Origin of the sequence: Posidoniimonas corsicana (assembly GCF_007859765.1) — a bacterium.
Lineage (GTDB): Bacteria > Planctomycetota > Planctomycetia > Pirellulales > Lacipirellulaceae > Posidoniimonas > Posidoniimonas corsicana.
On record NZ_SIHJ01000001.1, the window covers coordinates 3,524,028 to 3,547,750 of the forward strand.

The 23,723-nt window shown below is 67.4% G+C and carries 16 protein-coding genes and 1 tRNA gene; 10 read left to right on the plus strand and 7 right to left on the minus strand.

Annotation, left to right across the window (positions count from 1 at the left end; genetic code table 11):
• Positions 1 to 88: 88 nt before the first annotated feature.
• The gene (locus KOR34_RS13460) at positions 89 to 2,641 is read left to right on the plus strand and encodes a hypothetical protein (protein WP_146565082.1); all 2,553 of its coding nucleotides are present in this window, start codon (positions 89 to 91) and stop codon (positions 2,639 to 2,641) included.
• A 95-nt stretch (positions 2,642 to 2,736) separates the two neighbouring features.
• On the plus strand, positions 2,737 to 3,750 hold the full coding sequence (locus tag KOR34_RS13465; RefSeq protein WP_146566000.1) for a DUF1559 family PulG-like putative transporter: 1,014 nt from the start codon (positions 2,737 to 2,739) through the stop codon (positions 3,748 to 3,750).
• An 85-nt stretch (positions 3,751 to 3,835) separates the two neighbouring features.
• On the opposite strand, the gene KOR34_RS13470 is transcribed toward KOR34_RS13465, so the two are convergent.
• Entirely contained in the window at positions 3,836 to 4,162 is a 327-nt protein-coding gene (locus KOR34_RS13470; protein ID WP_228714603.1) for a hypothetical protein, read from the minus strand.
• Positions 4,163 to 4,448: 286 nt separating this feature from the next.
• Here KOR34_RS13470 and KOR34_RS13475 point away from each other — a divergent pair, with 286 nt between their 5' ends.
• Positions 4,449 to 6,359, plus strand: coding sequence for a lamin tail domain-containing protein (locus KOR34_RS13475; RefSeq protein ID WP_197531391.1), 1,911 nt, complete (start codon positions 4,449 to 4,451; stop codon positions 6,357 to 6,359).
• On the opposite strand, the gene KOR34_RS13480 is transcribed toward KOR34_RS13475, so the two are convergent.
• Complete coding sequence (locus KOR34_RS13480; protein WP_146565085.1) at positions 6,339 to 8,021, minus strand: efflux transporter outer membrane subunit; 1,683 nt, start codon at positions 8,019 to 8,021, stop codon at positions 6,339 to 6,341. The genes KOR34_RS13475 and KOR34_RS13480 overlap by 21 nt on opposite strands.
• 406 nt (positions 8,022 to 8,427) lie before the next feature.
• Here KOR34_RS13480 and KOR34_RS13485 point away from each other — a divergent pair, with 406 nt between their 5' ends.
• Entirely contained in the window at positions 8,428 to 9,675 is a 1,248-nt protein-coding gene (locus KOR34_RS13485) for an efflux RND transporter periplasmic adaptor subunit (RefSeq protein WP_146565086.1), read from the plus strand.
• Positions 9,676 to 9,684: 9 nt separating this feature from the next.
• Complete coding sequence (locus tag KOR34_RS13490; RefSeq protein WP_146565087.1) at positions 9,685 to 12,858, plus strand: efflux RND transporter permease subunit; 3,174 nt, start codon at positions 9,685 to 9,687, stop codon at positions 12,856 to 12,858.
• Between the two features lie 405 nt (positions 12,859 to 13,263).
• On the opposite strand, the gene corA is transcribed toward KOR34_RS13490, so the two are convergent.
• Positions 13,264 to 14,433 (minus strand): magnesium/cobalt transporter CorA, encoded by a 1,170-nt coding sequence (gene corA / locus KOR34_RS13495; protein ID WP_146565088.1) that lies wholly within the window; start codon positions 14,431 to 14,433, stop codon positions 13,264 to 13,266.
• 62 nt (positions 14,434 to 14,495) lie between these two features.
• Positions 14,496 to 15,065, minus strand: a complete 570-nt coding sequence (locus tag KOR34_RS13500) for a potassium channel family protein (protein WP_146565089.1) — start codon at positions 15,063 to 15,065, stop codon at positions 14,496 to 14,498.
• 219 nt (positions 15,066 to 15,284) lie between these two features.
• Between KOR34_RS13500 and KOR34_RS13505 the strand changes: the two genes are divergently transcribed.
• Positions 15,285 to 16,844, plus strand: a complete 1,560-nt coding sequence (locus tag KOR34_RS13505) for a hypothetical protein (RefSeq protein ID WP_146565090.1) — start codon at positions 15,285 to 15,287, stop codon at positions 16,842 to 16,844.
• A gap of 41 nt (positions 16,845 to 16,885) precedes the next feature.
• On the opposite strand, the gene KOR34_RS13510 is transcribed toward KOR34_RS13505, so the two are convergent.
• Positions 16,886 to 17,449 (minus strand): YXWGXW repeat-containing protein, encoded by a 564-nt coding sequence (locus KOR34_RS13510; RefSeq protein ID WP_197531392.1) that lies wholly within the window; start codon positions 17,447 to 17,449, stop codon positions 16,886 to 16,888.
• Between the two features lie 397 nt (positions 17,450 to 17,846).
• On the opposite strand from KOR34_RS13510, the gene KOR34_RS13515 reads away from it, so the two are divergent.
• A complete protein-coding gene (locus KOR34_RS13515) occupies positions 17,847 to 19,448 on the plus strand; it encodes a sodium:solute symporter (RefSeq protein WP_146565092.1) in 1,602 nt (533 codons plus the stop codon).
• Between the two features lie 452 nt (positions 19,449 to 19,900).
• Here the strand turns inward: KOR34_RS13515 and KOR34_RS13520 are convergent.
• Positions 19,901 to 19,974, minus strand: a tRNA-Val gene (locus KOR34_RS13520).
• 311 nt (positions 19,975 to 20,285) lie between these two features.
• Here KOR34_RS13520 and KOR34_RS26720 point away from each other — a divergent pair.
• Positions 20,286 to 20,456, plus strand: a complete 171-nt coding sequence (locus KOR34_RS26720; protein ID WP_197531393.1) for a hypothetical protein — start codon at positions 20,286 to 20,288, stop codon at positions 20,454 to 20,456.
• A 74-nt stretch (positions 20,457 to 20,530) separates the two neighbouring features.
• Here the strand turns inward: KOR34_RS26720 and der are convergent, their stop codons facing one another.
• Entirely contained in the window at positions 20,531 to 21,892 is a 1,362-nt protein-coding gene (der, locus tag KOR34_RS13525; protein ID WP_146565093.1) for a ribosome biogenesis GTPase Der, read from the minus strand.
• 162 nt (positions 21,893 to 22,054) lie between these two features.
• On the opposite strand from der, the gene KOR34_RS13530 reads away from it, so the two are divergent.
• Entirely contained in the window at positions 22,055 to 22,876 is an 822-nt protein-coding gene (locus tag KOR34_RS13530) for a uracil-DNA glycosylase (protein WP_146565094.1), read from the plus strand.
• A 274-nt stretch (positions 22,877 to 23,150) separates the two neighbouring features.
• Entirely contained in the window at positions 23,151 to 23,720 is a 570-nt protein-coding gene (locus KOR34_RS13535) for a hypothetical protein (RefSeq protein WP_146565095.1), read from the plus strand.
• Positions 23,721 to 23,723: the final 3 nt, after the last annotated feature.

Here is a 23,723-nt window from a genome sequence, read left to right on the forward strand (position 1 = left end):
TCTGGCCACATCAGAGGGCCAGCCACCTGCAACGCCACTCGGTTGACAACAAAGTATGCCTCTATCTGCAACAGGAGATCCCCTTAAGATGCGACTCACCATTGCTGCTTCACTGCTAGCCGCAACGGCCGGCGTGGCCAACGCGATCGAGCACGCGACCGTCTCGATCGACGGCTCGGGCGGGGCCACCATCACGGGCGGAACCAGCGGTTTCTTCCTCGACTCGGGCGCGGTCACCGGCGAGTACCCGATCCGCATCGGCGCGAGTGCGGCCGACGACTACACGGGCGGCGTGCTCCTCACCTCGGTGGCCGAGACCGGCCGCGCCGACGGCGCCCGCACGCAGTTCACCACCTCGGCCGGCGTAACGGACGATGACCTGCTCTCGCTCAACACACGCAACACGTCGGGCGGCCTGTCGGTCGTCACGACCCGCGCCGGGGCGGCCAACCCGGCGAACGGCGGCGAGCCCTTCGGGTCCGACTTCGGCGCCGCCTACTTTTCGTTCTCCGAGGGCTGGATCGGCGGCACCTTCTCGAGCTCGACGATCAACGCCAACGGCACCTTCGGCGCGCTCGACACCTTCAACGGCACCGCCGGCGTCACGATCGACGAGGACGCGTTCGGGCCCGGCGCACACCGCCTAAACATACCCGGCGTTAGCGACCCGTTCCGCCAGGGCATGGTGTTCGCGACCACGGCCTCCAACACGGGCCGGTACGCCACGGTCCAGCCCGCGTTTGACGGGTCGGGGTACAAGATCGTGACCCCGGACAACGACGGCTTCTTCGAGTTCGACCCCGCGTCCGACCCGGACATCGTCAACGAGGGGGACGGCGTCACCACGCCGTTCTCGTTCGTGTTCGTGCCGGCCGGTCAGACCGGCCTGACCGCGGCCCACGTCAACCCCAGCTTCACCCCGTCGCCTGTGTCGCTTGGCAACCCCACGCCGGTCGACGCCTACTCGTTCTTCCACACCGGCTCCGATTACAACCTTCAGACCCTTGACCGTGCGAATCAGCCTGGCAAGTACCGGCTGACCATCAATGGCGGCTCGCCCACCCAGGGCACGCTGCTGCTCAGCAACGCCACCGAAGGCATCGCCGGCGACAACGCGCTGACCTACGAGGCCGACGGCGACGGCTGGATCATCACCACCGAGGACATCGAGTCCGACTTCCTCACCGGCAACTCCGAGACCCTCAACGAGCTGGACGGGCTCGGGCAGAACCACGACCTGCTGCGTCCGTACTTCAACATCCTGTACGTTCCCAACGACGACGCGGCCACCGCCGCGGCGCCGGTTCCCTCGGCGGACTCGTTCACCCGGTTCGAGCGCACGAGCGTGATCGCGTGGAGCGCGGACGTGCTGGTGGCCAACAACGACAACAACCCCGGCGACGTCTACCTGGACGTGGTGGGGCAGACCCCGGGCGCCAACGTCCAGGGGATCGGCAACCAGAAGGGCGACCACAGCTACGCCGCCTACGGTCAGGGCCTGACCGAGGCGGACGGCGTGATGCTCGCCACCATCAGTGAAGGGTTCCGCGAGAACTCCGTGGCCGGCGGCTTCGACGAGTACGGCGTTGTGAACGCGAACCTGTTCAACGGCTACTGGTCGGCCATCACCGCCACGGCCCGCGGCTACGACCAGGGCGAACACAACATCAACCACGCCGTGGCCTTCTTCGGCCGCGAGTCGGGATTCCAGATGGGCTCGAACGTCGACCTGCCGGGCGTCACCGGCGTCGACTACGAGGCGGAGAGCGTGATCGTCGCGTTCAACGGCGTCAACGCGTTGACCGATGGCGTGCTGATCGCCACCCCCTACGGCAACGACGACAACTACCTGATCGCCGAGCCGCAGTCGGACGGCTCGGGGTGGCGCGTCACGGCGTTCGACAACGGCGTCGATGTCGCTGAGACCAGCACCGAGCCCGACGCCTTCAACTACGTCTACCTGCCGTACGAGTCGGAGAACCTGATCGCCGGCATGGTCGCCGAGGACGGCACCCTGCTCTCCTCGACCGAGGGCGCGGGCGTCGAGTGGACCCTCACGAAGGAGCTCGACTCGTTCAACTTCCCGCAGTACCGCCTGTCGATCGACGGCAAGACCGCCGACGACGGCATGCTGCTGCTGACCAGCACCGGCGGCAGCGACCGCACCGGGGAGGAGATCGTCAAGACCGAGAACTTCGACAACTCGATCATCTACGAGGTCGACCCGTCGAACGGCGACTTCCTGATCCGCGGCCTGGACCACGTCCCCGACGCGTCCGCATTCGTGGACTACCAGGACGCCGGGTTCATGTTCGCCTACATCGACTACGTGAACGCCCCGATCGCGCCGGCGCCGCTTGAGCTCGCCGGCGACTACAACGGCGACGGCGTCGTCGACGCCGCGGACTACACGGTCTGGCGTGACAACCTCGGCGAGACGTCGCTTCCGAACGGCGAGACCGCGAGCCTCGGCACGGTGGACCAGGCGGACTACCAGGTGTGGCGTGACAACTTCGGCGCCAGCAACGCCAGTGTCGACGCCAGCCAGGCGGCCCCGGAGCCCACCGCCCTGTGCCTTGTCGCGCTCGGCGGCCTGGCCGCTTCGACCGGCCGCCGCCGCCCGCGGCGGGTGACCGGCTGAGCAGAAGGAAATCGCCGGCGGTGGGCGACCGGGCATTGCGCCCGTCGGGGCAGGTCGCTCACCGCTGGCCTTTATCAATCGTTTAGGAGAATACGATGACCATGAGGTCAACCCTTCGTAGCGACCGGCGGCGCGCCTTCACCCTGGTGGAGCTGCTGGTAGTGATCGCTATTATCGGCGTGCTGATCGCGCTGCTCCTGCCCGCCGTGCAGGCGGCCCGGGAGGCCGCCCGCCGCACGACCTGCATCTCCTCGATGAAGCAGATCGCGTTGGCGACGCTCAACTACCACGAGTCCCGCAACGAGTTCCCGCCCCCCTACTACCGCGGCGAACCGATCGGAGCGACCCCGGGCGGGACGGTCACCGACGGCGGCGAGACGGCCACCGTGCCGATCGAGGTCAGGCACGGCGCCTTCCCGTTCATCCTCTCGGAGCTGGAAGAGACCGCGCTGGCGGACAGCTACTTCTACGAGCTCAACTGGAACGACAAGTCCGACCGCCGCGGCGAGAACCACACGTTCAACGTCCGGCTGGTGAACGACTCGCCAATCAAGTTCCTCCAGTGCCCCTCGACGCCCGGGCGTGACCCCGACTCGCCGGTGTGCGATTACGCGGTCTCGCGGTTCATCTCGTACAGCGCGTCCGACATCGCCGACCTGGCGAGCGCCGGCGCCATCAGCCCGCGATCCAGCACCAGCAGCGTGCTGGACTTCCGCAACAGCACGACGCGCAAGCCGGGCCGCATGCGGGACTGCACCGACGGGCTTTCCAAGACCTTTATGTGGTTCGAGATCGCCGGCCGTCAGACGATGTACAACGAGCAGAAGATGGAGACCGGCACCGGCTCCCACGGGCAGAACTGGGCGGACAGCTCCAACGAGTTCGTGGTGCACCACGCCTGCGGCAACAAGATGTTCAACTGCGGCAACAACGAGGAGATCTTCGCGTTCCACGTTGGCGGGGCGATCTTCGCGCTGGGCGACGGCTCCGCGCGGTTCATCCCCGAGAGCATGGACCCGGAGGCGTTCGTCACGATGCACTCGCGTGACGAGGGTGACATCAGCACCACCGGCCCTGGCAAGCAGGCCGACCCCCGCAACCGAGGGTAGGCGGCCGCCAGCCGTAGGGTAAAAAACAAGACGGCCGCGTCGCTTCAAGCGACGCGGCCGTTGCGTCTTGTGCTTGCGGGGACCGCTAGGGAATCGCCAGCGTGCCGAGGTCGTTGGTCCCGTCGGTCACGGTCACAACCTTGAACGGTTTGTCCCGGTCGGCGTAGGCGCCCTTGAGCAGGTCTTGCTCGATCAGCTGGCCGTCGGGCGTGTCGACCGACTGCACGTGCTTGATCGTAACCGCGTACTCGCCGGCCTTGGCGCCGTCGCCGGGGTCGAACGTGCGGAGCTCAAACACGCCTTCGGAGTCCGTGCGTCCCTTGGGCACCGGCATGCCGGACGACAACGCCTGGGGGTCCGTCGCGTAGAACGTGACCACCGCGTCCGCGAGCGGCGCCCCGGACTTCGTCACGACGCCGCGGACCGGGTTCAAACCGGGTCCGGAATCGCCCCCACCGCAACCGGCGCAGGCGACCAAGAGAGCGGGCGCTAACCACAAAGAACGAATCCAACGCATCTTCATTGCAACACAATTCTGGAGAGAGTGGGGGCGGGACTCGCTACCTTCTGACGACTCGACGCGGAACACAGAGTTGCACCAAGCTACAGACCGCAGCGACTTACGAATGGTGATAATCGATTTCAGTCACATTACAAGGTTCACCACCCTCGCATTGCCGAGCGGAAGCCCGACGCGCGTGCTGGGTTGGCTCTCGCGGGCCGCGGCGGTGCTCACGCTCGCGTCGGCGACGCTGCACGTCGCACCACGTGCGTGCGCCGACGTTGTGATCAGCGAGATCATGTACAACCCGGACGGCGCCGACCGCGACGAAGCGGGCGGAACCGTGCGTGAGTGGGTCGAGCTGTACAACAGCGGTGACGCCGCCGTCAGCCTGCGTGGTTGGCGAGTAACTGACGAGCAGGATGGTGAGTCGACCGACCCCCTCTCGCTCCGCACGCTGCTGCAGCCCGGCGAGTCGGTAGTCTTGGTCGGCGACGCCGCGGCGTTCGACGCGCAGTGGGGAACCGGGATCAACCGGTATGAGCTGTCGGGGTTCCCCACGCTCGCCAACTCGCCGTCGTCGACGAACGAGACCGTCGGGGTCCGCGACGCGCTCGGCAACCTCGTCGACTGGGTCAACTACGACGACCAGGGTGGCTGGCCGTCGGACAGCCCCGACGGGGCCAGCATCTCGCTCCGTCCGGAAAGCCTGAGCGAATCGGGCAACAATGTCGGCGGCGCCTGGATTCTTTCGATGGGCGGCGTCTACGGCGCCCGCTTCGCCGTCGGCCCGGGGGGCGTGCAGGACCGCGCGTCGCCCGGGTACGTGGCCACCGAACCGCAGGCCGCGTTCGCGCCGTCGGACGACGCGGTCTGGTCGATGGTGGTGCTGCCCGACACGCAGGCCTACGTAAAAAGCTCTTCCGACACGGCCATCCTCAACCGGATGACGCAGTGGATCGCTGATAACCACGAGCCCTTCGGCGTGCAGTTCGTGCTGCACGAGGGGGACGTGGTCAATCAGAACTCGCAGGCAACACCGACCAGCGGCGACCAGTCGGGCGACCAGCAGTGGCAGAACGCCAAAGCCGCTATGAGTGTGCTGGACGGCGTCGTGCCGTACGCCATCTCGCCCGGCAACCACGACTACGGGACCACCAACGCGCAGGACCGGTCGACACAGTACAACGACTACTTCTCGCAAGACGACAACCCGCTCGTCGACCCGGCGCAGGGGGGAACGCTGCAGGCGGTAATGACGCCCGGCGAGCTGGACAACGCCATCCACGCCTTCACCGCGCCGGACGGCCGGCAGATGGCGATCCTCGCCACCGAGTGGGGCCCCCGGCAGAGGGCCGTCGACTGGGCGGCCCGGGCGCTGCGGTCGCCGGAGTACGCCGACTCCACTGCGGTTTTGCTGACCCACGCCTACATGTTCCACGACGAGACCCGCTACGACTGGCAGCGCAACCAGGACAGCGACCCCGGCAACAACCAGGGGGGCAACCCGTACAGCTACCCCACCAGCGGCGACACCAATGACGGCGAGGACCTGTGGGAGGAGCTGGTTAGCCAGAACGCTGCGTTCGAGATGGTGTTTAGCGGCCACGTCGGCGGTGACGGCGTCGGCTACTTGGCGAGCGAGGGCCAGCCGAGCCAGACGGTGCACCAGATGCTGTTCAACACGCAGTTCGAAACCAACGGCGGCAACGGCTGGCTGCGGCTCATCGAGTTTTTGGACGACGGCCGCTCAGTGCGGGTGCGCACCTATTCGCCGCTGCACGACCTGCAGAAGACCGACGAGGCCAACGCGTTCGAGTTCACCATCAGCCCGCTTCTGCCGGGCGACTACAACGGCGACGGCTGGGTCGACGCGGCCGACTACGGCGTGTGGCGCGACAACCTGGGCCGCCAGGTCCCCGCCTGGTCCGCCGCCGACGGGGACGGCGATGGGCGCATCGCCACGAGCGACTACAGCGTCTGGCGTTCGAACTACGGGTCGAGTCGGTCGTCCCCCCAATCCGCCGTGGTCCCGTCGCCGGGCGGCGCCTGCCTGTTGGGCCTGGGCCTGCTAGTCGGCTTCACGCTAAAACGCGCTAGGGAATGAGAGCGACGCCTCGAGCGGCGATGGCTCGTCGGGCGGCGTCAGCTCGATCGGCGGCGCGGGTTCGTCGAGGGGCGCGGCTTCGTCGAAGGGGCCGGCGTCGTCCGGCGTAGGCGTGTCGATCGGCTCGCCCGCGTCCCCTTCCTCGTCCACCGGCGGCAGCGCCGCGATGGGCGTCGACAGGAACGGCGAGGGCCAGCCGCCGCCCAGGGCGCGGTAGATGGCCACTAGGCTCTGCGCGACCTCGCCCTTGGCGAGCGCGGCGGACTCCTCCTGCTGCGTCTTGAAGTTCTGCACGTTGAACACGCGGTTGAAGTCGGCCAGGCCCTCGTCGAGCTGCAGGTTGATCAGCTCGTTGGTGCGGTCGGCGGCCTCGGCGGCGCCGAGCTGGAACTTCAGCCGCTCCTGCGCGTTGAGGAACCGGATGATCGCGTTCTCGGCTTCTGAGTTCGCCACCAGCACCGTCTGCCGGTAGGCCGCCAGCAGCTGCTGGAACCGGGCGTCCTGCAGCGCGATGTTGTTGACCAGCCGCCCGTAGTTGAGGATGTCCCAGCGGAGGTTGGGGCCCACCGAGCCGAAGCCGGCGCCGCTGTTGAACACGTCCTTGAACTGGTTGGCGCTGCGCCCCACCGTGCCGGTGAGCGTGATGTGCGGGTAGAGGTCCGCCTCGGCGACGCCGATCCGGGCGCTCTGGGCGGCCAGCAGCCGCTCGGCGCGGCGGACGTCGGGCCGCTGCAGGAGCGTCGCCGCCGGGATCCCCAGCGCGATGCTCGACTCCACGTCCGGGATCGTCCCCTCGCCGAGGCGCTGGGCGATGTCCTCGGGCGGCATCCCGAGCAGGATGCACAGCAGGTTCTGCGACTGCCTCAGGGCGGTCTCGAGCTGCGGCACGAACGCTTCGGTCTGCGCGAGGCTCGACTTCGCCTGCTGCACGTCCAGCTCGCTGGTCTCGCCCCCCTCGAACCGGGTGACCGCCAGGTCGTAGGTGTTGCGCTGGTTCTCAACGTTGCGGCGCACCAGCGTCAGCCGCGCCTGCAGCGTGCGGATGTCGACGTAGGTCGCTGCGACGTCGGCCACCAGGGTCACGACCACGTCGCCGTAGTCGAACACGGTCGCGTCCAGGTCGGCGTCGGCCGCCTCGATGGCGCGGCGGTAACGGCCCCAGAAGTCGATCTCCCAGGCCAGGCTGAACGAGCCCCGCCACACGCTGAAGTGGCGGTCGAACCCGGAGCCGGTCGACAGGTTGTGCGAGTACGACGCGGAGAAGTCCTGCTGCTGGGGGAAGAAGTTGCCGACCACAATCGCCCGGAGCGCCCGCGCCTCGGAGATCCGCGCCCCGGCCTCGCGGAGCGTCAGGTTCTGCCGGTAGGCCTCGGCCACCAGCTCGTTGAGCACCGGGTCGTTGAACACGCCCCACCAGCCCTCCAGCTCCGCGGGCGCCTTGAGGACGCGTTTGTCCTCCGCGTCGATCCAGTCCTCCGCGACCTCCACTCCCGGCTGGCAGTAGTTTGGGCCAACCTTGAAACCGTTGGCCACCCACTGCCGCGGGCTGGTGCAGCCTACCGCCATCGACACCGCCGCCAGCGCCAGCACCAGCCGTGATAGGCGGCCACGGACAGGGGTCAGGGCGTTGTGCGGATTCGGGGTCGGGGCGGGGATCGACACGTAGGCTGGCCGGCAAAGAGGGAAGGATCGTCGTCACCCTGGTCTTCGTTATTCCTGGCGCCACTCGTACAGGCCGTTCGTTGGAACCGGCAAACCTTATCCGTCCCGCAAGGCCGGCGGGGGCCAACTCGGCCCGATCGTTAGGGTCGGCACTAATCGACATGCGAATCTCCGCATATCGCTGCGGCAGCCCGAACCGTTTGCCGCAGTCGACGCCGGGCCCCTACAGCTAGGGACTCAGCCGTCACGCAGCTGCCCGACTTGGCTGGATTCGCCAGCTTTGGCGGAACGAACAGGGCCTGTCAGGGGTTAAAATTCGGCTACAATAGCCAGTTCCCCCTCGCCGGCGTCGAATCCTCTTGGCCCGCGGCGCTCCCCTCCAACCGACCTACCGACTGCTTTTCGTATGGCGTCGCCGCCCAACCGTTTACAGAAGATCGCGGCCGTGCTGGTGCGGGCCATCGTGCCCTGCGGCATCCTGGCGGCCGGGTGGCTGGGCTTCGTCGAGCTGTCCGAAGAAACGGTGAAGCCCCCCGCGCCGGCTGAAGAAAAGCGGATGCTGCGGACCCGCGTGCAGCAGATGGAAACCGTCGACTACCCGGTCACGGTCCGGACGCACGCGGTCGTGCAGCCGCACAACCGCGTGACGCTGACGTCGGAGATCTCCGGCACCGTGGTGAAGGTGAGCCCCTCGTTCGAGGCGGGCGCCTACTTCCGCAAGGGCGACGTGCTCGTTGAGATCGACGAACGGGACTACCAAACCGCGCTGGCGATCGCCAAGTCGCGGCTCGCCGCCGCGGACTCGGCGCTCAAGCTGGCCCGGCTGAACGAGGAACGCAAGCTGCGGCTGGTCGAGTCGAACGCCGTTTCACGGGCGGAGGTGGACGTGGCGTCCGCGACGCGCGAGCAGGCCGAGGCGGACCTGGAGCTCGCCAAGACCGAGGTCGAGCAGGCAAAGCTCAACCTCGCCCGCACCGAGATCCACGCCCCGTTCGACGGCCGCGTGCAGACCAAGCTGATCGGCATCGGCCAGACCGCCAGCTCCAACGCGCCGCTGGGTGAGGTCTTCGCCGTCGACTTCGCGGAGGTGCGCCTGCCGATCTCGGGGCAGCAGCGGCGGTACCTGACGCTGCCGGAGTTCCCGGACGACCCGCCGGTCAGCGTCGAGCTGCGGGACGCCATCAACGAGGGCAACGAAACCGTCTGGCACGCCCAGATCGTCCGCACCGAGGGCGTGCTCGACGCCGACTCGCGGGACCTGTTCGCCATCGCCCGCATCGACGACCCGTTCGGCCGCACGTCGGGCATGCCGCCGCTGCGGATCGGCCAGCCGGTCTCCGCCGACGTGCAGGGGCAGGTGCTCAACAACGTGGTCGCGCTGCCCCGCGCCGCGGTCAAGCAGCTGGACCAGGTGGTGCTGGTGAACCAGTCCGACCTGACGCTGCGGTCGCTGAGCATCGCGCCGCTCTGGTCGAACGAGGAGCACGTGGTTGTCGAGGCGACGGCCATCCCCGACCACACCTGGCTCTCCACGACCCCGATGTCGTACACGCCCGAGGGCGCCAAGATCGAGATCATCCCGGACGCCAACCCCGACGCGAACGCCGCGATCGCCGAGTCCGCGTCGAACGACGACGAGACCCTCGCCAACTAACCGACGCCCATGATCCGCTGGTTCACGATAAACGGCATCGCGGCGAACTTCTTGATGCTGGCGATCCTGATCGGCGGCGTCTACACGGCCCTGTTCAAGATCCCGCTGGAGGTCTCGCCGGAACGCAGCTTCGAGAGCGTGATCGTCGAGATGAACTACCGCGGCGGCACCGCGAAGGACATCGAGCGGGCGATCCTGATCCCCATCGAAGAGGCCCTCGAGGGGGTCGAGGGCATCCGCGAGCTCAACGCCGAGGGCGACCGCGGCCGCGCCTGGTTCTTCATCGAAGCCGTGCCCGGGACCGACCTGCGGGCCCTGATGGAGGACATCTCCGCCCGCATCGACACCATCACCACCTTCCCCGACGAGACCGAGCGGCCGAAGATCTTCATCCCCGACTCCTCCAACTGGTGGGAGGTGCTGAGCGTCGCGGTGACCGGCGAGCTGAGCCAGCGCGAGCTGCGAGAGGTGGCCCGCCGCGTCGAGCAGGACATCCTCGCGCTGCCGGGCGTGAGCCGCGCCGAGGTGCGTGGCGACCGCCGCTACGAGATCGGCGTGGAGGTCAAGATGGACAAGCTGATCTCCTACGGGCTCAGCTTCCAGGACCTGTCCGACGCGATCCGCCAGTTCTCGGTCGACCTGCCGGCCGGTGCGATCGACAGCCAGAGCGGCACCTTCATCATCCGCACCCGCGGCCAGGCCTACTCCGAGCGGGAGTTCAACCGGCTGCCGATCCGCTCCTCCAACGGCTCGGACGTGCTGCTCGGCGAGGTCGCGACCGTGATCGACGGGTTCGAAGAAGGCGAAAAGCAGGTCAGCTTCAACGGCCGCCCGGCGCTGTTCGTCGAGGTGATGCGGACCGGCAAGGAGAGCGCGATCGAGATCTCCGACCAGGTTCAGAAGTACGTCAAGGACGCCCGCACCCGGTTCCCTGACGGCATCGAGCTGTTCATCTGGGACGACGAGTCGGTCTCGATCCGCGGCCGGCTGAGCACGCTGGTCAACTCGCTGCTGCAGGGCGGCGTGCTGGTGATGCTGCTGCTGGGCCTGTTCCTGCGGCCGTCGCTGGCGTTCTGGATCGTGATCGGCATCCCGGTCGGGTTCGCCGGCGGCGTGATGCTGATGCCGTGGTTCGGGATCACCGCCAACGTGATGAGCCTGTTCGGCTTTATTATCGTGGTGGGCATCGTCGTGGACGACGCGATCGTGACCGGCGAAAACGTGTACCAGAAGATGAAGGAGGGCGTGCCGCCGCTGGAGGCCGCCATCGAGGGCACCCACGAGGTCGCCACGCCGGTCACGTTCGGCGCCATCACCACGATGGTGGCCTTCCTGCCGCTGATGTTCTTCGACGGAAGCTGGGGCGACTTCGCGTCGCAGGTGCCGCCGATCGTAGCGCCGGTGCTGCTGTTCTCGCTGATCGAGTCGAAGCTGATCCTGCCGGCGCACCTCAAGCACCTCCGCCGCGTGCCGCGGAACAACCCCTTCACGCGGTTCCAGACCTCGATCGCCAACGGCCTGGAGACCGTCATCGAGCGGGCCTACCAGCCGGCGTTGGAGTTCGCGGTGCGGCGGCGGGCGTCGGTCCTCGCCACCTTTGTCGCCGCGGCCCTGCTGATGGCCGGCTACTGCCTGAGCGGCCGGATGGAGTTCATCGCGTACCCGTCGATCGACCAGCAGCGCATCTCCGCCGAGCTGGACCTGCCCAACGACATCCCGCTGCAGGTCACCGCGCGGTACATGGACAAGATCGAGCAGGCGCTGCTGCAGCTGCGGGAGGAGTACTCCGACGAGGGGCTGGGCGTGTCGCTGGTCGAGAACTACTCCAAGCTGGTAGGCGCGGCCCGGATCCACCGCGACTTCGACAAGTCGCGCGGGTCGATCTCGTTCGAGGTGCTGGCCCCCTCGCGCCGCACCGAGCCGGGCCCGCGGAACAGCGAGCTCGCCACCCGCTGGACCGAGCTGGTCGGCCCGATCCCCGAGGCGGTCGAGTTCCGCATCCGCGCCGAGCGGAGCGTGAAGAACGACCGCGGCTTTGACAACGAGAACCTGAACATCGAGCTCCGCGGGCCGATGTCCGAGGAGAAGGCCGAGGTCGCCCGCCAGATCCGCAAGATCCTGCAGGAGTACGACGGGTTCGCGTCGACCTGGGCGAACATCAACTACGGCCAGGACGAGCTGGAGCTGACGCTCAAGCCGCTGGCCGCGGAGCTCGGCCTGACGCAGCAGATCCTGGCCCAGCAGATCCGGCAGGCGTTCTTCGGCGAGGAGGCCCAGCGGGTGCAGCGCGGCGTGGACGACATCCGCGTCATGGTCCGGCTGCCGCGCGAGCAGCGCGAGTCGCTGCACACACTGGACAGCATGCGGATCCGCACGCCCCGCGGCGCCAACGTGCCGCTGTCGACCGTCGCCGAGATCGCGTTCACCAAGGCGCCCTCGCACGTGCACCGCAAGGACGGGGCCGAGATCCTGCGGGTGGGCGCCCAGCCAGCCGACGAAACCATCGACGTGCTCGGGATCGCCAAGGAGATCAACCCCCGCATCGCCGCCCTGTGCGCGCCGCACGACCTGACGTTCGAGTACGTGGGCTACGTGGCCGAGGCGGCCGAGACGCAGCGCACCACCATCGTCGGCGCCTGCCTGCTGGCGTTCACGCTGTACGGGCTGCTGGCCATCGCGTTGAAGTCGATGGGGCAGCCGTTCTTCGTGCTGCTGGCCGTGCCGTTCGCCATCATCGGCGCGCTGTTGGGGCACATCATCCTGGACATCACGCCGTCGTACCTGTCGGTGTTCGGCATGCTGGCGCTGGCCGGCGTCGCGGTGAACGACACGCTCGTCATGGTCGACTACGTGAACCACCGCATGGCGGAGGGGTCGACCCTCCGCGAGGCGGCCCTGCAGGCCGGCGCCCGGCGGTTCCGCCCCATCATGCTGACCTCGGTCACGACGTTCGTGGGCCTGTTCCCGCTGCTGATGGACCGTTCGCTGCAGGCGCAGTTCCTGATCCCGATGGCGGTGTCGCTCGCGTTCGGGGTGATGTTCGCCACGGTCGTGACGCTGTTCCTCATCCCCTGCTCGCTGCTCGCCGCCGACGACGTCGGCCGCGTGCTGGCCCGCCTGCGGCGGTGGTACTTCCACCCCTTCAGCGGCAACCAAGCCGACCCGCACCGCGACGCGGCCTAGCACGGCCTCCCGGCCTGAGCTCGCGTGGCGAACCGCACCGAGCGGCGTCTGCGGACGGTTACCTTTGTCGGTTCTGCTCCCGGTTCCTTGCTGAAACCGGCCACCAAGCGCGGTCAAATAGTGGGGTGTGCGCCCGCCGCCTCGTCAGCGGGACCGCTGCGCGATGAGGCGCCAATGGGCCTCAGCAAATAGTGTCCGTTCGGCGCGCACAAAAACGGACAAAACCCCGCCAGCCCGTCTGAGAGGAGTTCGACGCAACCAGATACAGCAAAAGCACTTACAGAGAAACCGGGGCGAAATAGGCCCGGAGTTTTGTCCCCTGCGCGCGGGTTTTTGGACAAAACGAATCGGTCAGAACCTGCGGAGCCGCCGTTTCGTCGCTTCGTGTGAGCCGGCCGTCGGTGTCTACGCCGCCCGCTTCGCGGGCGGCGCGGCAGTCGGTCTGGACTGCGAGGCGGCGACCGCCGGTTCGTCCGGCAGGTCGATGCCCAGCTTCGTAGCGCCGAAGCCCACGCTGAGATTGGCGCGGCCCAACCAGCCGCAGCGGAAGAAGAACCACGTCATCACCGCTGCGGTCACGAGCATGGCGCCCAGCGCCGTGGGGTACGACCACTGGTAGCCGAGCTCGGGCATGTGCTCGAAGTTCATGCCGTAGATGCCGGCGATGAACGTAAGCGGCACGAAGATGCTGGACATCATCGTGAGCACCTTCATCACCTCGTTGCTGCGGTGCGCAACGGACGACATGTACGTGCTGATCAGCGCCCCGGCGGCCTCGCGGTACATCTCCACCACGTCGACGATCTGGGCGCAGTGGTTGTGCGTGTCGCGGAGGTAGGCGACCGTGCCCTCGTCGACGAGGTCGGTCTCCGCGGAGATCAGCAGCTCAATCGCGTCGCGCATCGGCCAGCAGCTCCGCCGCACCTGGATGAGCTGCGACCGGAGCTGATGGATCGCCTTCAGCAGGTCGGGGTGGGGGTCCTCGAGCGCGTCGTCCTCGAGGGACTCGAGCCGCTCGCCGAGCGTCTCGAGCACCGGGTAGGCGCCGTCGACCACCGCGTCGAGGATGGCGTAGGCCAGGTAGTCCGGGCCGGCCTGCCTCATCCGCGAGGCCGCGTTCTGCAGCCTAGTGCGGATGGGGTCGAGGAACCCGTCCGCCTGGTTGTGCACGGTGATCACGTAGTTGGGACCCAGCACCAAGCTCAGCTGGTCAACCTGCAGCGCGCCGGTGGCGTCGACGTTCAGCACGTGCGAGATTGTCAGCAGCTTGTCGCCCAGCAGCTCGGTCTTGGGGCGCTGCGGCACGTTGACGATGTTCTCCATGGTCAGCGCCGACAGGCCGAACCGCTCGCCGCCGGCGTGCAGCACTTCGGGGTCGTCGATCCCGGCGACGTCGATCCACAGCAGCTGGTCCTGCCGGTCCGGCGGCTTGATGTCGTCGAGGCCGGCGATCGCAACCGATTCAATCTGGCCGGGCGAGTAGCGGACCACCTGCACGCGGGCCGGGACGGACTCGCCACGGAACACCAGGGTGCCGGGGGGAGCGCCCACGGCGGGGCGTCGTTTCTGGAACATGTTGGCTCGGTGGGTCAGGTGAGCGGGTGGGTAGTTGATTGCGTATCCGGCGCCGGTTGGCGTCAGGCGCCGAGCCGCACGTGGTCGCGGAGCGACGCGCGGCGGCGGGCTTCCAAGCGCAGCTGCAGGACGAGCGGGTCGTCTTCGCTCGAGGCGGCGTCGGCCGTGTCGGGGTCGGCCGTGTCGGGGTCTGCCGTGTCGGGGAGGTCGTCACGGCCCCAGATCCTCTCGACCACAGCGAACAGCAACGCCGTGCTCCAGCCGAAGACCAACAGGCCGTTCATCGCCTGGATGCCGCTGAGCATGCGCCACGGCCCTTGGATGACGATGTCGCCGTAGCCAAGCGACGCGAACGTGACAGTGGCGAAGTAGCAGCACTCCTCGAACGACTCGAAACCGCCGCCGGGGAGCGCCAGGTACGCGACCGCCCACGGGAGGACCTCCGCCAGATGAAGCATCAGCAGGATCACCGCCGTGGTGCAGAGCATGCGGAGCGGCAGCAGACGCACCGTCCGCCCGGACGCGCGGCGGGCGGTCCGCTTCAGGCAGCCGATCCACCACGCGGTCACGGCCGCGTGCAAGCCAACGGTGACAATCGTCAGCACAGCGCCAACCAGGATGCTGCCAATCACGGTCGGGTCTCCTCGGGTGCTCCGGCGCCCACCGATGGGCTTCGCCGCGGGGGTGCTAGCTGGGGGATCGGGGCGGGGACCTTAGCAGCCAGCCGCAATCGCGGCCATAGAGATTCCGCCCCATCCGGCCTTGGCGTGCGGGCCCCCGATGCAGTACCCTCCCCGCCCCAGCCTACCCTCGCCGGCACACCAACTCCCCTCTCCCCACGCGGGCGCGACATGTCACAGCCATCACTAGCAGCGGCGCCGCCGAGCGAGGAACTCGCGATCCTGGTGCACGGGACCTTCGCGGGCGCCGAGTCGCACACCGGCGACAAGTGGTGGCAGGAGGGCAGCGAGGTCTCGCAGGCGCTGCAGGACCGGCTGCCGGATGGCGTCCGCATCGCGGCTGACGAGGAGGTGTTCCACTGGTCCGGTGAGAACGGCGAACGCGCCCGCAGCCGGGCCGCATCGCAACTCCTGCAGCGGCTGCGGCCGCTCGAGGAGGAGGGCAAGCCGTACCACCTGGTCGGACACAGCCACGGGGGGTCGGTCATCTGGATGGCGCTGCGGATGTCGCTGGTGGCGGGCAAGCCGCTCAACGGGCTCCGCAGCTGGACCACCGTGGGCACGCCGTTCCTGCACCAGAGCAGCCGCAGCCCCTGGCACCCGATCAACCTGCTGTCGTTCCTGGTCGGCCTGGCGTTGCTGCGTCCGGCCTTCGCCGCGGCCAAGGGCCTGCTGACGCTGCTGTTCGACGCCGCCGCGGGGCACCCGATCGCCATCACGCTCAAGGACAGCAGCGAGGCGGGCTACATGTCCATCCTCCGGGCGCCGTTCCTGGCGCTGCTCGAGCGGATGGGCGTGTCGGTCGAGAGGACCGAGGCCGGCATCCACCTCGGCAGCTTCGACCCGGCGGGCGACCTGTCGCTGCTGCAGTATCTGCTCTTCACCCGCGAGGGACTTCTGCTGTTCGGGGTGATCCTGCTGTTCGGCTACATCTGCCTGCACCTGTCGCTGATGGCGGTGCGGCCGGCGATCGAGTCTATCCGCATCCGCGCGGAGAAGCGTCTGCAGCGCAAGGCGTTCGCCCGGTATGGGGGCCGCTGGCTGGGTCTGTGGTCGCCGGACGACGAGGCGATCAACGGGCTCCGGGCCACGCTGAAGCTGTCGGTTTCTTTCGTGAAGCGTATCGCGCCGAGCGACCGGGTGTTCCTCACCGACAACCTTGAGCTGGTGTCGCGGCCGTACTACTGGGTCTTCGGGCCCGTGTTTAACCACCTGCTGCGGCCGGTGGTCGATTCCCTGGTCCGCGGGGTGTTGGCGCGATCGGCCCAGGGGAACGACCGGCCGACCACCCAGGTCGTGGACGTGAAGCCAACGCCGGTCGACGACGCCCCCGGAGCGATGCCGCTGCCGCCGTCGGTGCAGAAGGAGATCCTCGACGAGTCGAACCGGCACGCCGGCGGCGTGGCGCCGCTGCTGCGTCAGCTGCTGGCCTGCCCGACTTTCTCCACCGGGTTGGAGTCGATCAGCAACCAGCTCTCCGGTCGTGAGTTGGTGCACACCTCGTACTTCGACCACCCCGATGTGCTCGACCTGATTAGCTGCAACGTCGCGCTGGAGAGCGGCGCCGAGAGCCCCGCGGCGGCCGAGCTGCCCGGCCGCCCGGCCATCGTGGAGTGGTTCTCGGCGTTCAAGCGCGGGGTCGCCGAAGACGACCTCGAAGGGTCGAGGATCTTCGCCTATGCGGCGCAGCCTGAAGCCATCCCCGAACCCCCACGGCGGCGCGCCGGATAGACGCCCGCCTGTGGCAGGGGCCGGAAACAACAAGACGAGTTTTACTGAGCCTCCCAGTGGGCCGGCATCCACCGCCACTGCCCGTCGGCGCCGGCGATCCACTTGCCGTTCACCCAGCGTGACTTGCTGACCGTCGTCGCGACGTACGCGCCGGGCTCCCAGACCCACGTGCCCCGCCAGTCCCAGTGACCAGGCTGCCACGCCATCGAGCTGGCCGCGGGCGGCGCGGGCTTGGCCTCTTGGTAGGCCTTCGGCACGTTGACCGGTTTGTTGACAATCACCCCCTGCCGGGCCGTCGCCCAGTGAGCTGGCTCCCACTCGAACTGCCCACCGCGGTGCTGCCAGTAGCCGTCGACCCAGTAGGCGTTGCCGGCCGGCGGGACCATCCACGCCCCGCCGGTCCACTGCCACTCATCGGGCGTCCGGTTCCAGTGCCCTGGGACCCAGACGTGCTGCGCCGAGGGCGCCTCGGTGACGACCTCGCGGTTGGCGGGAGGGGGGACGATGTACTGCGGCGCGTAGACCTGGGCGGGAGCGTGGCCGGCATGCAGGCCCAAGAACCCAGAAAAGCCGAACAGAACAACGGTTGGCAGGCTCAGTCGCATTGTCGTCTCCATACGGGGGTGTCGCCACCGCGCGAGGCACACGGCTCGTGAGCCGGCTAATCTAATCTACGCGGATGGCCGCCAGCCAGCCCGGTTGCAGCGACCGTTGCGCCGACCGACAAGCGTTGAGTAGGCGCCTTTGTGTAGGTACGTCAAAGTCCAATGGCCCTCCCTGCAGCGCTCGTTGTCCCGGCCTAGTCGATCCGTTACGATCGCCAACAGTCCGCCCGACGCCGCTGACCCGAAGCGGCCACTCTTCCGCAAACACCGGGCGTTCTCGTTGCACCGCCAGCTTGAGTGCCGTCCCTGACGCCGTCCAGATCGAGCGACCCTCCCGGCCGCGGACTGAACCGCCGCAACTAGACCGCATCCCATCAACCGAAAGCCCCGTTCCCCAATGCTCGCGGCCGTGTACTTTACAAGCGTCGACTGGGCGGTGCTGGTCGCCTATTTCGTCGGCATAATGGCCCTCGGCCTGTTCTTCTGGCGCCGCAACAACTCCGCCGACCAGTTCACCGCCGGCGGCCGCACACTGTCGGGCTGGTTGTGCGGGATGTCGATCTTCGCCACCTACCTGAGCAGCATCAGCTACCTGGCGTTGCCAGGCAAGGCGTTTGTCGACAACTGGAACATCTTCATGTTCTCGCTAGCGCTGCCGCTGGCGGCATACATCGCGGTCCGGTGGTTCGTCCCGCTATACCGCCAGTCGGGCGAGATCTCCGCCTACTCGTGGCTCGAGGCCCGCTTCGGCCTGTGGGCAAGGGCGTGTGCCAGTGTGTTCTACCTGCTGTACCAGATCGCCCGGATCGGTGTGGTGATGTACCTCATGGCACTGCCCATGGCGGTGCTGTTCGGCTGGGACATCAGGACCGTGATAATCGTCACCGGGGTGATCGTCACAGCCTACTCGTTTGTGGGCGGCATCGTCGCGGTGATCTGGGCCGACGCGATCCAGGCGATCGTGCTGCTCGCGGGCGCCGCGCTGGCGGTTTGGATCCTGCTCGCCCGCATGCCGGGCGGGCCGGAAGAAGTCATCCGAGTCGCGGGAGAGGGCGGCAAGTTCTCGCTCGGCAGCAGTTCGCTGTGGATACTGTCCGAGCCGACCCTGTGGGTGGTGCTGGCGTTTGGCCTGTTCGACAACCTCCGCAACTTCGGCGTCGACCAGAGCTACATCCAACGCTACATCGCCGCCCGCAGCGATCACCAGGCCGCCAAGAGTGTGTGGCTCGGCGCACTGCTCTATGTGCCAGTCAGCGCCCTGTTCCTGTTTATCGGGTCGTCGCTCTACGCGTTTTACCAGAGCCACCCGGCGGAGCTAGAGGAGGTGCGGCAGATTGTGGCCGAACAGAAGCTTATGCAGGAGGGCGTGTCGTCGGAGGCGGACAGCTACCTGCAGCAGGTGGACGAGGTGGCCGCCGGGCTGTCCGACAAGGAACTCGGCGACCGGGTGTTCCCACACTTCATCGCGTCGCAGCTGCCCGAGGGGGCGAGGGGGTTGCTAATCGCGGCCGTGTTTGCGGCCGCGATGAGCACGGTGTCAACCTCTCTCAACTCGTCCGCCACGCTGGTAATGAGCGACCTCTACGTCCGCCTGGTGAGGCCAGACGCCTCAGACAGCCAGCAGGTGCTTGTGCTGCGGTGCGCAACGATCGCCTGGGGCGTCATGGGCACGGCAATGGCAATCGCGCTGGTGAGCCTCACAGATAGCGCGCTTGATGTATGGTGGCTGTTCTCGTCGGTGTTGGGCGCCGCGATCGTCGGGCTCTTTTTGCTTGGACTCGTTGTGCCAACGCTCCAGAACCGGCAGGCAGTGGGCATCTTCGTCGTTGCGTTGGCGGTGATCGCCTGGATGACGTTCTCAATCGGCGCCTACTGGCCCAAGCCGCTCGCTGGACTCACCAGCCCGTTCCACCCACTCTTGGTGGTGGTCGTGGGACCGGTTGTGATGGTGATGCTCGGCTTGCTCGTCGCACGCGCCGGCAGTCCAACGCGTCGGTAGGCGCCCGCGGCGGTTCTTAGCGGAATAAAGGTGAAACCGGCTACAAACCGTGGTCCAATACCTTCGCTGAGTTTCTCCCTCCGCAGCCATGACAAGGGCCTAAAGGCGAGCGCTATCAGAGCTGCCTGGATAGACCGCATGGCCGTATCAGCTAACCCCGTCGTCCCCAGACGGACCAACGCCACTGACGACTGCATGTGCTGGGCTTGATGGCCGGTTACACCCCGCTAGAGCAGCCGGGGAGGTAGTCGTCCCTCTCAGGCTGCAGAGATGAACCTGTTGCGGATTAGCAGCTATGAACGGCGTCAGCGCCCACCGACGCATGCGAACGCAATCAGGCCAAGGACGCACGAAACAGCCGCACGGCTTAACACCCAAGGCAGCGGCCACCGACGCCTCAGGCCCTAAAGACAGGTGATCTGAACGCCACGGGGCCTGGAATCAAGAGAAAGTGGGCACGACAGAACTCGAATCTGTGACCTCTTGCATGTCAAGCAAGCGCTCTAACCAACTGAGCTACGCGCCCTTTCGGGTGGTTCGGCCGAATTGGCCGAGCCACTCAGTATAGCGTCGGCTCCGTGGGCGGCTAGGGCTTAGCCCGCGGCGGGGCGGTGGGGATTATTCCGTGTCCCGGGGGCGCCGCCTGCCCCGAGAGTTAGCCCATATCGCCCAATTTCAGGGCGGATGGCGGAAATTCTTGCCTGGCAAGGAGTTCCGGCATGATTGCGCTTGCCTGCCTGGAAGGGATTCGTTGTAATCAGGCGTTGGAGGAGCGGCAAGGAACGGGCTGCAACCCCGAATACCGTACGGACACAATTCTCCCTGGGCGTTGCCCCGATGAAGCGGCTGAACTGGAACAACGCGATCTACTACGGCGAAGTGTTTGGCTTCGTCTTCGCCTGGGCTGTCGGCCTGGTGGTGGCGCTGAGCCACTCGGGCAACGACTCCTCGGCGCCAGAGGCCAACAAGGTCGTCTCGGCCGGCGCCGCCGGCCTGCCGCTCGATTGACGGCGGCCCGCGGGTCCCTCTCTAGATCCGCCCTACGAGCGCCCAATACGGGCATGCTCGCCAGCACGCGGATGCTACGCGTCTGAGGCGAGGCGGCTGTCGATCTCGTCGGTGTGATCGGTTTTATCGCGGCGGCGGAGGTACAGCTTGATCGGCACCTCGGCAAATTCGCACGCGTCGCGGCACTGGCTGAGCAGATACCGCTGGTAGGGCGCCGCGATCGCCGACGGTTGGTTACAGAACATCACCAGTGTGGGCGGTTCGACCCCCACCTGCGTTGCGTAGTAGATCTTCGGACGGCGGTTCTGGTACACGGGCGGCGGGTTGCTGCGGACCGCGTCGCGCAGCAGCCGGTTGAGCTGCCCGGTGCTGACGCGCTGCCTGGCCTGCTTGAACAGCATCTGCGCGTGGTTCAGCAGCGCCTTGACGTTCTTCCCTGTTTGCCCGGTGATGAATGCGATCGGCGCATACCGCATTGTGCGGAAGTTGTCGTGCAGGTAGTTGACCCACTTCTCGGTCGGCATGGTGTCCGAGAGCTGGTCCCATTTGTTGACAACCAGGATGCAGGGCTTGTACTGCTTGTTGATGTAGTCGGCGAGCTGCTTGTCGACCTTGCCGATCCGCTGGGTGGCGTCCATGAACAGCAGCACCACGTCCGCGCGGCGGATGCTCCGCTCTGCTCGGTGCGTGCCGTAGAAGTCGATGTCCTGCTTGCGGCCCTGCCGCCGGCGGATGCCGGGCGTGTCGATCGCGACAAACGACTTGTCGTCCATCTCGAAGCGGACGTCGACGCTGTCCCGGGTGGTGCCGGCGACTTCGCTGACGATCATCCGCTGCGACTGAACCAGCGTGTTGATGAACGTGCTCTTGCCCACGTTGCGCCGGCCAACGATCGCGACCTTCATCTCGGTCTCTTCGGCGCCGTCGCCCTCGCCGGGCGGCGGGAGCTTGCCGACCAGCGTGTTGATCAGCACCGCCCGGCCGCGGTTCTGCAGCGTGCTGACCTTCACCGCCCGGCCATGCCCCAGGCGGGCGAACTCTTCGGAGGCGCCGTCGAAGGTCTCGTCGTCGGTTTTGTTGGCGACGCACACCACCGGCGCTTTCAGGTACCGGAGCCGCTTGGCGACTTCCTGGTCGAGCGTGGCAACGCCGCTGCGGGTGTCGACGACAAACAGCACCACGTCCGCCGAGTCGATCGCAAAGGCGATCTGGTTCTCGATATCGTCGGTCAGGTTGTCCTCGTCCTGGTGCCCCATCCCGCCGGTGTCGACGAGCTCGAAAAACCGCCCCTCGTGCTCGATCAGGTGGGACATGCGGTCCCGCGTGACGCCGGGCCGGTCATCGACAATGGCGATCCGCCGGCCGGCGAGCCAGTTGAAGATGCTGCTCTTGCCGACGTTCGGACGGCCAACAATGACTACCTGGGGGACGCCCATAGCGGGGTGCGGGTCGCGACGAGGTGCTTTCGGAACGGGTACAGTGTGGTTCATCATAAGCAGCCAGTCACCCGGGGTGTAGCGGCGTTGCCCCGCGGGTGGCCGGATCCTCGCTGCGGACTTAAACTCCGTTCCGGCGCCCGACCCTATCCTGGAAGCGAAATGAGCACCCCGAACCACCACCTCGCCCTGAAGCAGCGGCTCGAGAGCCTCCTGGCGGCTGGCGTCCGACAGCTTCCAAGAGGGGAGGCGTTGCCACAGGAGGTAATGGAGTCTCCGCAGTCGCCGGATCCAGAGCCCGCCGCGATCACGCCGGCTGCGGCGCCGGCCGAGCCCCCGGTCGCTGAACGACCATCTCCCGCTCCTGCCGCTGCTTCGCTCCTCCCGGGCATGGGGGACGCTCCCGAGGGCCCGCAGAAGTCCACAGCGCCGACGCTTGAGGTGCTCCGCGACGAGGTGGCCGCGTGCGTGCGCTGCCAAGAGCTCGCGACCACCCGCACGCAGACGGTGTTCGGCGTCGGCTCACGGGACGCGCGGCTGTGCTTTATGGGCGAGGCGCCCGGCGCGGATGAGGACCGGCAGGGCGAGCCCTTTGTCGGGCGTGCCGGGCAGCTGCTCAACAAGATTATCCAGGCCTGCCGGATGCAGCGCGAGGAGGTCTATATCCTCAATGTGCTGAAGTGCCGGCCGCCGGGCAACCGGAACCCCAACCCGGCCGAAGCAGCCAACTGCAGCGGATTCCTTAACCGGCAGCTGGAGCTGATCGAACCCGAGTATATCTGCTGCCTGGGGGCGGTCGCGGCCCAGAACCTGCTCCAGACGCAGACCCCGATTGGGCGACTCCGCGGTCGGGTGCACGAGTACCGCGGCATCAAGGTGGTCTGCACCTACCACCCCGCGTACCTGCTGCGGAACCCCTCGGCCAAGAAGGACGCCTGGGAGGACATGAAGATGCTCATGGGGCTGATGGGCGTCCAGCTTTAGCAATTCCGGCCATTGTGGGCCGATGCCCCGCGTCAAGTTTGTGGGTTGAGATGCTGGCAGCGGTAGACCTTACCAGTCGTGCCGGTCGTGCTGCCGGCGCCCCGCCCGGAGTTGCCGCCAGCGGCCGCCAAATGCTTTCGATCTGGCGGGTTCGTTGGTAGAGTCAGATTCATGGCCGCTCGCCGCAGGCAGGCGACCTGGCGGGGGGTTCGGAACCCCTCGGACCCGTGGCTGCCGGCTTGCGCAGAGACCCGCTAACTTAGAGCTTTGTTGGATGCTGCCTCACCACCAATCCCGACCGGACGCCGTCGAGCAGCTGCTGCGGAACGCACAGCTGCGGGACGAGCTTGAGCCGTTGTACGACGAGTCGATCGGCTGCGTGGACGTCAACCGGATGACGACCCACAGCGAGAACGAGTTCCTCCAGTCGATGCTGGAGTGGGAGAGGGCGCCGATGGCGCCGATCTGCGAGTGGTTCGAGCCCCGGCTCACCCTCGAGTCCCCCGAGGAGGTCGACGCCGGGCGCCTGCCTGCGTTGATCGCCGAGGTCACGACGCGGCTCTTCGAGAAGCACATCGTCTTGGACTTCACCGACCACCTCTCCGACCGGCAGCTGTACACGCTGATCTACCGCGACATCCTGCCGTCGTTCGAGAAGAAGATCGACCGCCGCGAGAGCTACCTGCACTGGGACTGCGCTAACACCGACGGCGACCCCGAGGCGTGGCTCCGCTACTACGCGAACGACGCGGAACGCGACATGTGGGCGGACGAAACCGGCGGCGACCTGCCGGCGAAGCAGGAGCCGATGCACCGCCGCCGGCTGCCGGTGGCGCCCCTCTGAGTG

Coding starts and splice junctions, on each gene's coding strand:
- KOR34_RS13460 (WP_146565082.1), top strand. CDS start 89: ATGCGACTCACCATTGCTGCTTCACTGCTAGCCGCAACGGCCGGCGTG.
- KOR34_RS13465 (WP_146566000.1), top strand. CDS start 2,737: ATGACCATGAGGTCAACCCTTCGTAGCGACCGGCGGCGCGCCTTCACC.
- KOR34_RS13485 (WP_146565086.1), top strand. CDS start 8,428: ATGGCGTCGCCGCCCAACCGTTTACAGAAGATCGCGGCCGTGCTGGTG.
- KOR34_RS13490 (WP_146565087.1), top strand. CDS start 9,685: ATGATCCGCTGGTTCACGATAAACGGCATCGCGGCGAACTTCTTGATG.
- corA (WP_146565088.1), bottom strand. CDS start 14,433: ATGTTCCAGAAACGACGCCCCGCCGTGGGCGCTCCCCCCGGCACCCTG.
- KOR34_RS13505 (WP_146565090.1), top strand. CDS start 15,285: ATGTCACAGCCATCACTAGCAGCGGCGCCGCCGAGCGAGGAACTCGCG.
- KOR34_RS13510 (WP_197531392.1), bottom strand. CDS start 17,449: ATGCGACTGAGCCTGCCAACCGTTGTTCTGTTCGGCTTTTCTGGGTTC.
- KOR34_RS13515 (WP_146565092.1), top strand. CDS start 17,847: ATGCTCGCGGCCGTGTACTTTACAAGCGTCGACTGGGCGGTGCTGGTC.
- KOR34_RS26720 (WP_197531393.1), top strand. CDS start 20,286: ATGAAGCGGCTGAACTGGAACAACGCGATCTACTACGGCGAAGTGTTT.
- der (WP_146565093.1), bottom strand. CDS start 21,892: ATGGGCGTCCCCCAGGTAGTCATTGTTGGCCGTCCGAACGTCGGCAAG.
- KOR34_RS13530 (WP_146565094.1), top strand. CDS start 22,055: ATGAGCACCCCGAACCACCACCTCGCCCTGAAGCAGCGGCTCGAGAGC.
- KOR34_RS13535 (WP_146565095.1), top strand. CDS start 23,151: ATGCTGCCTCACCACCAATCCCGACCGGACGCCGTCGAGCAGCTGCTG.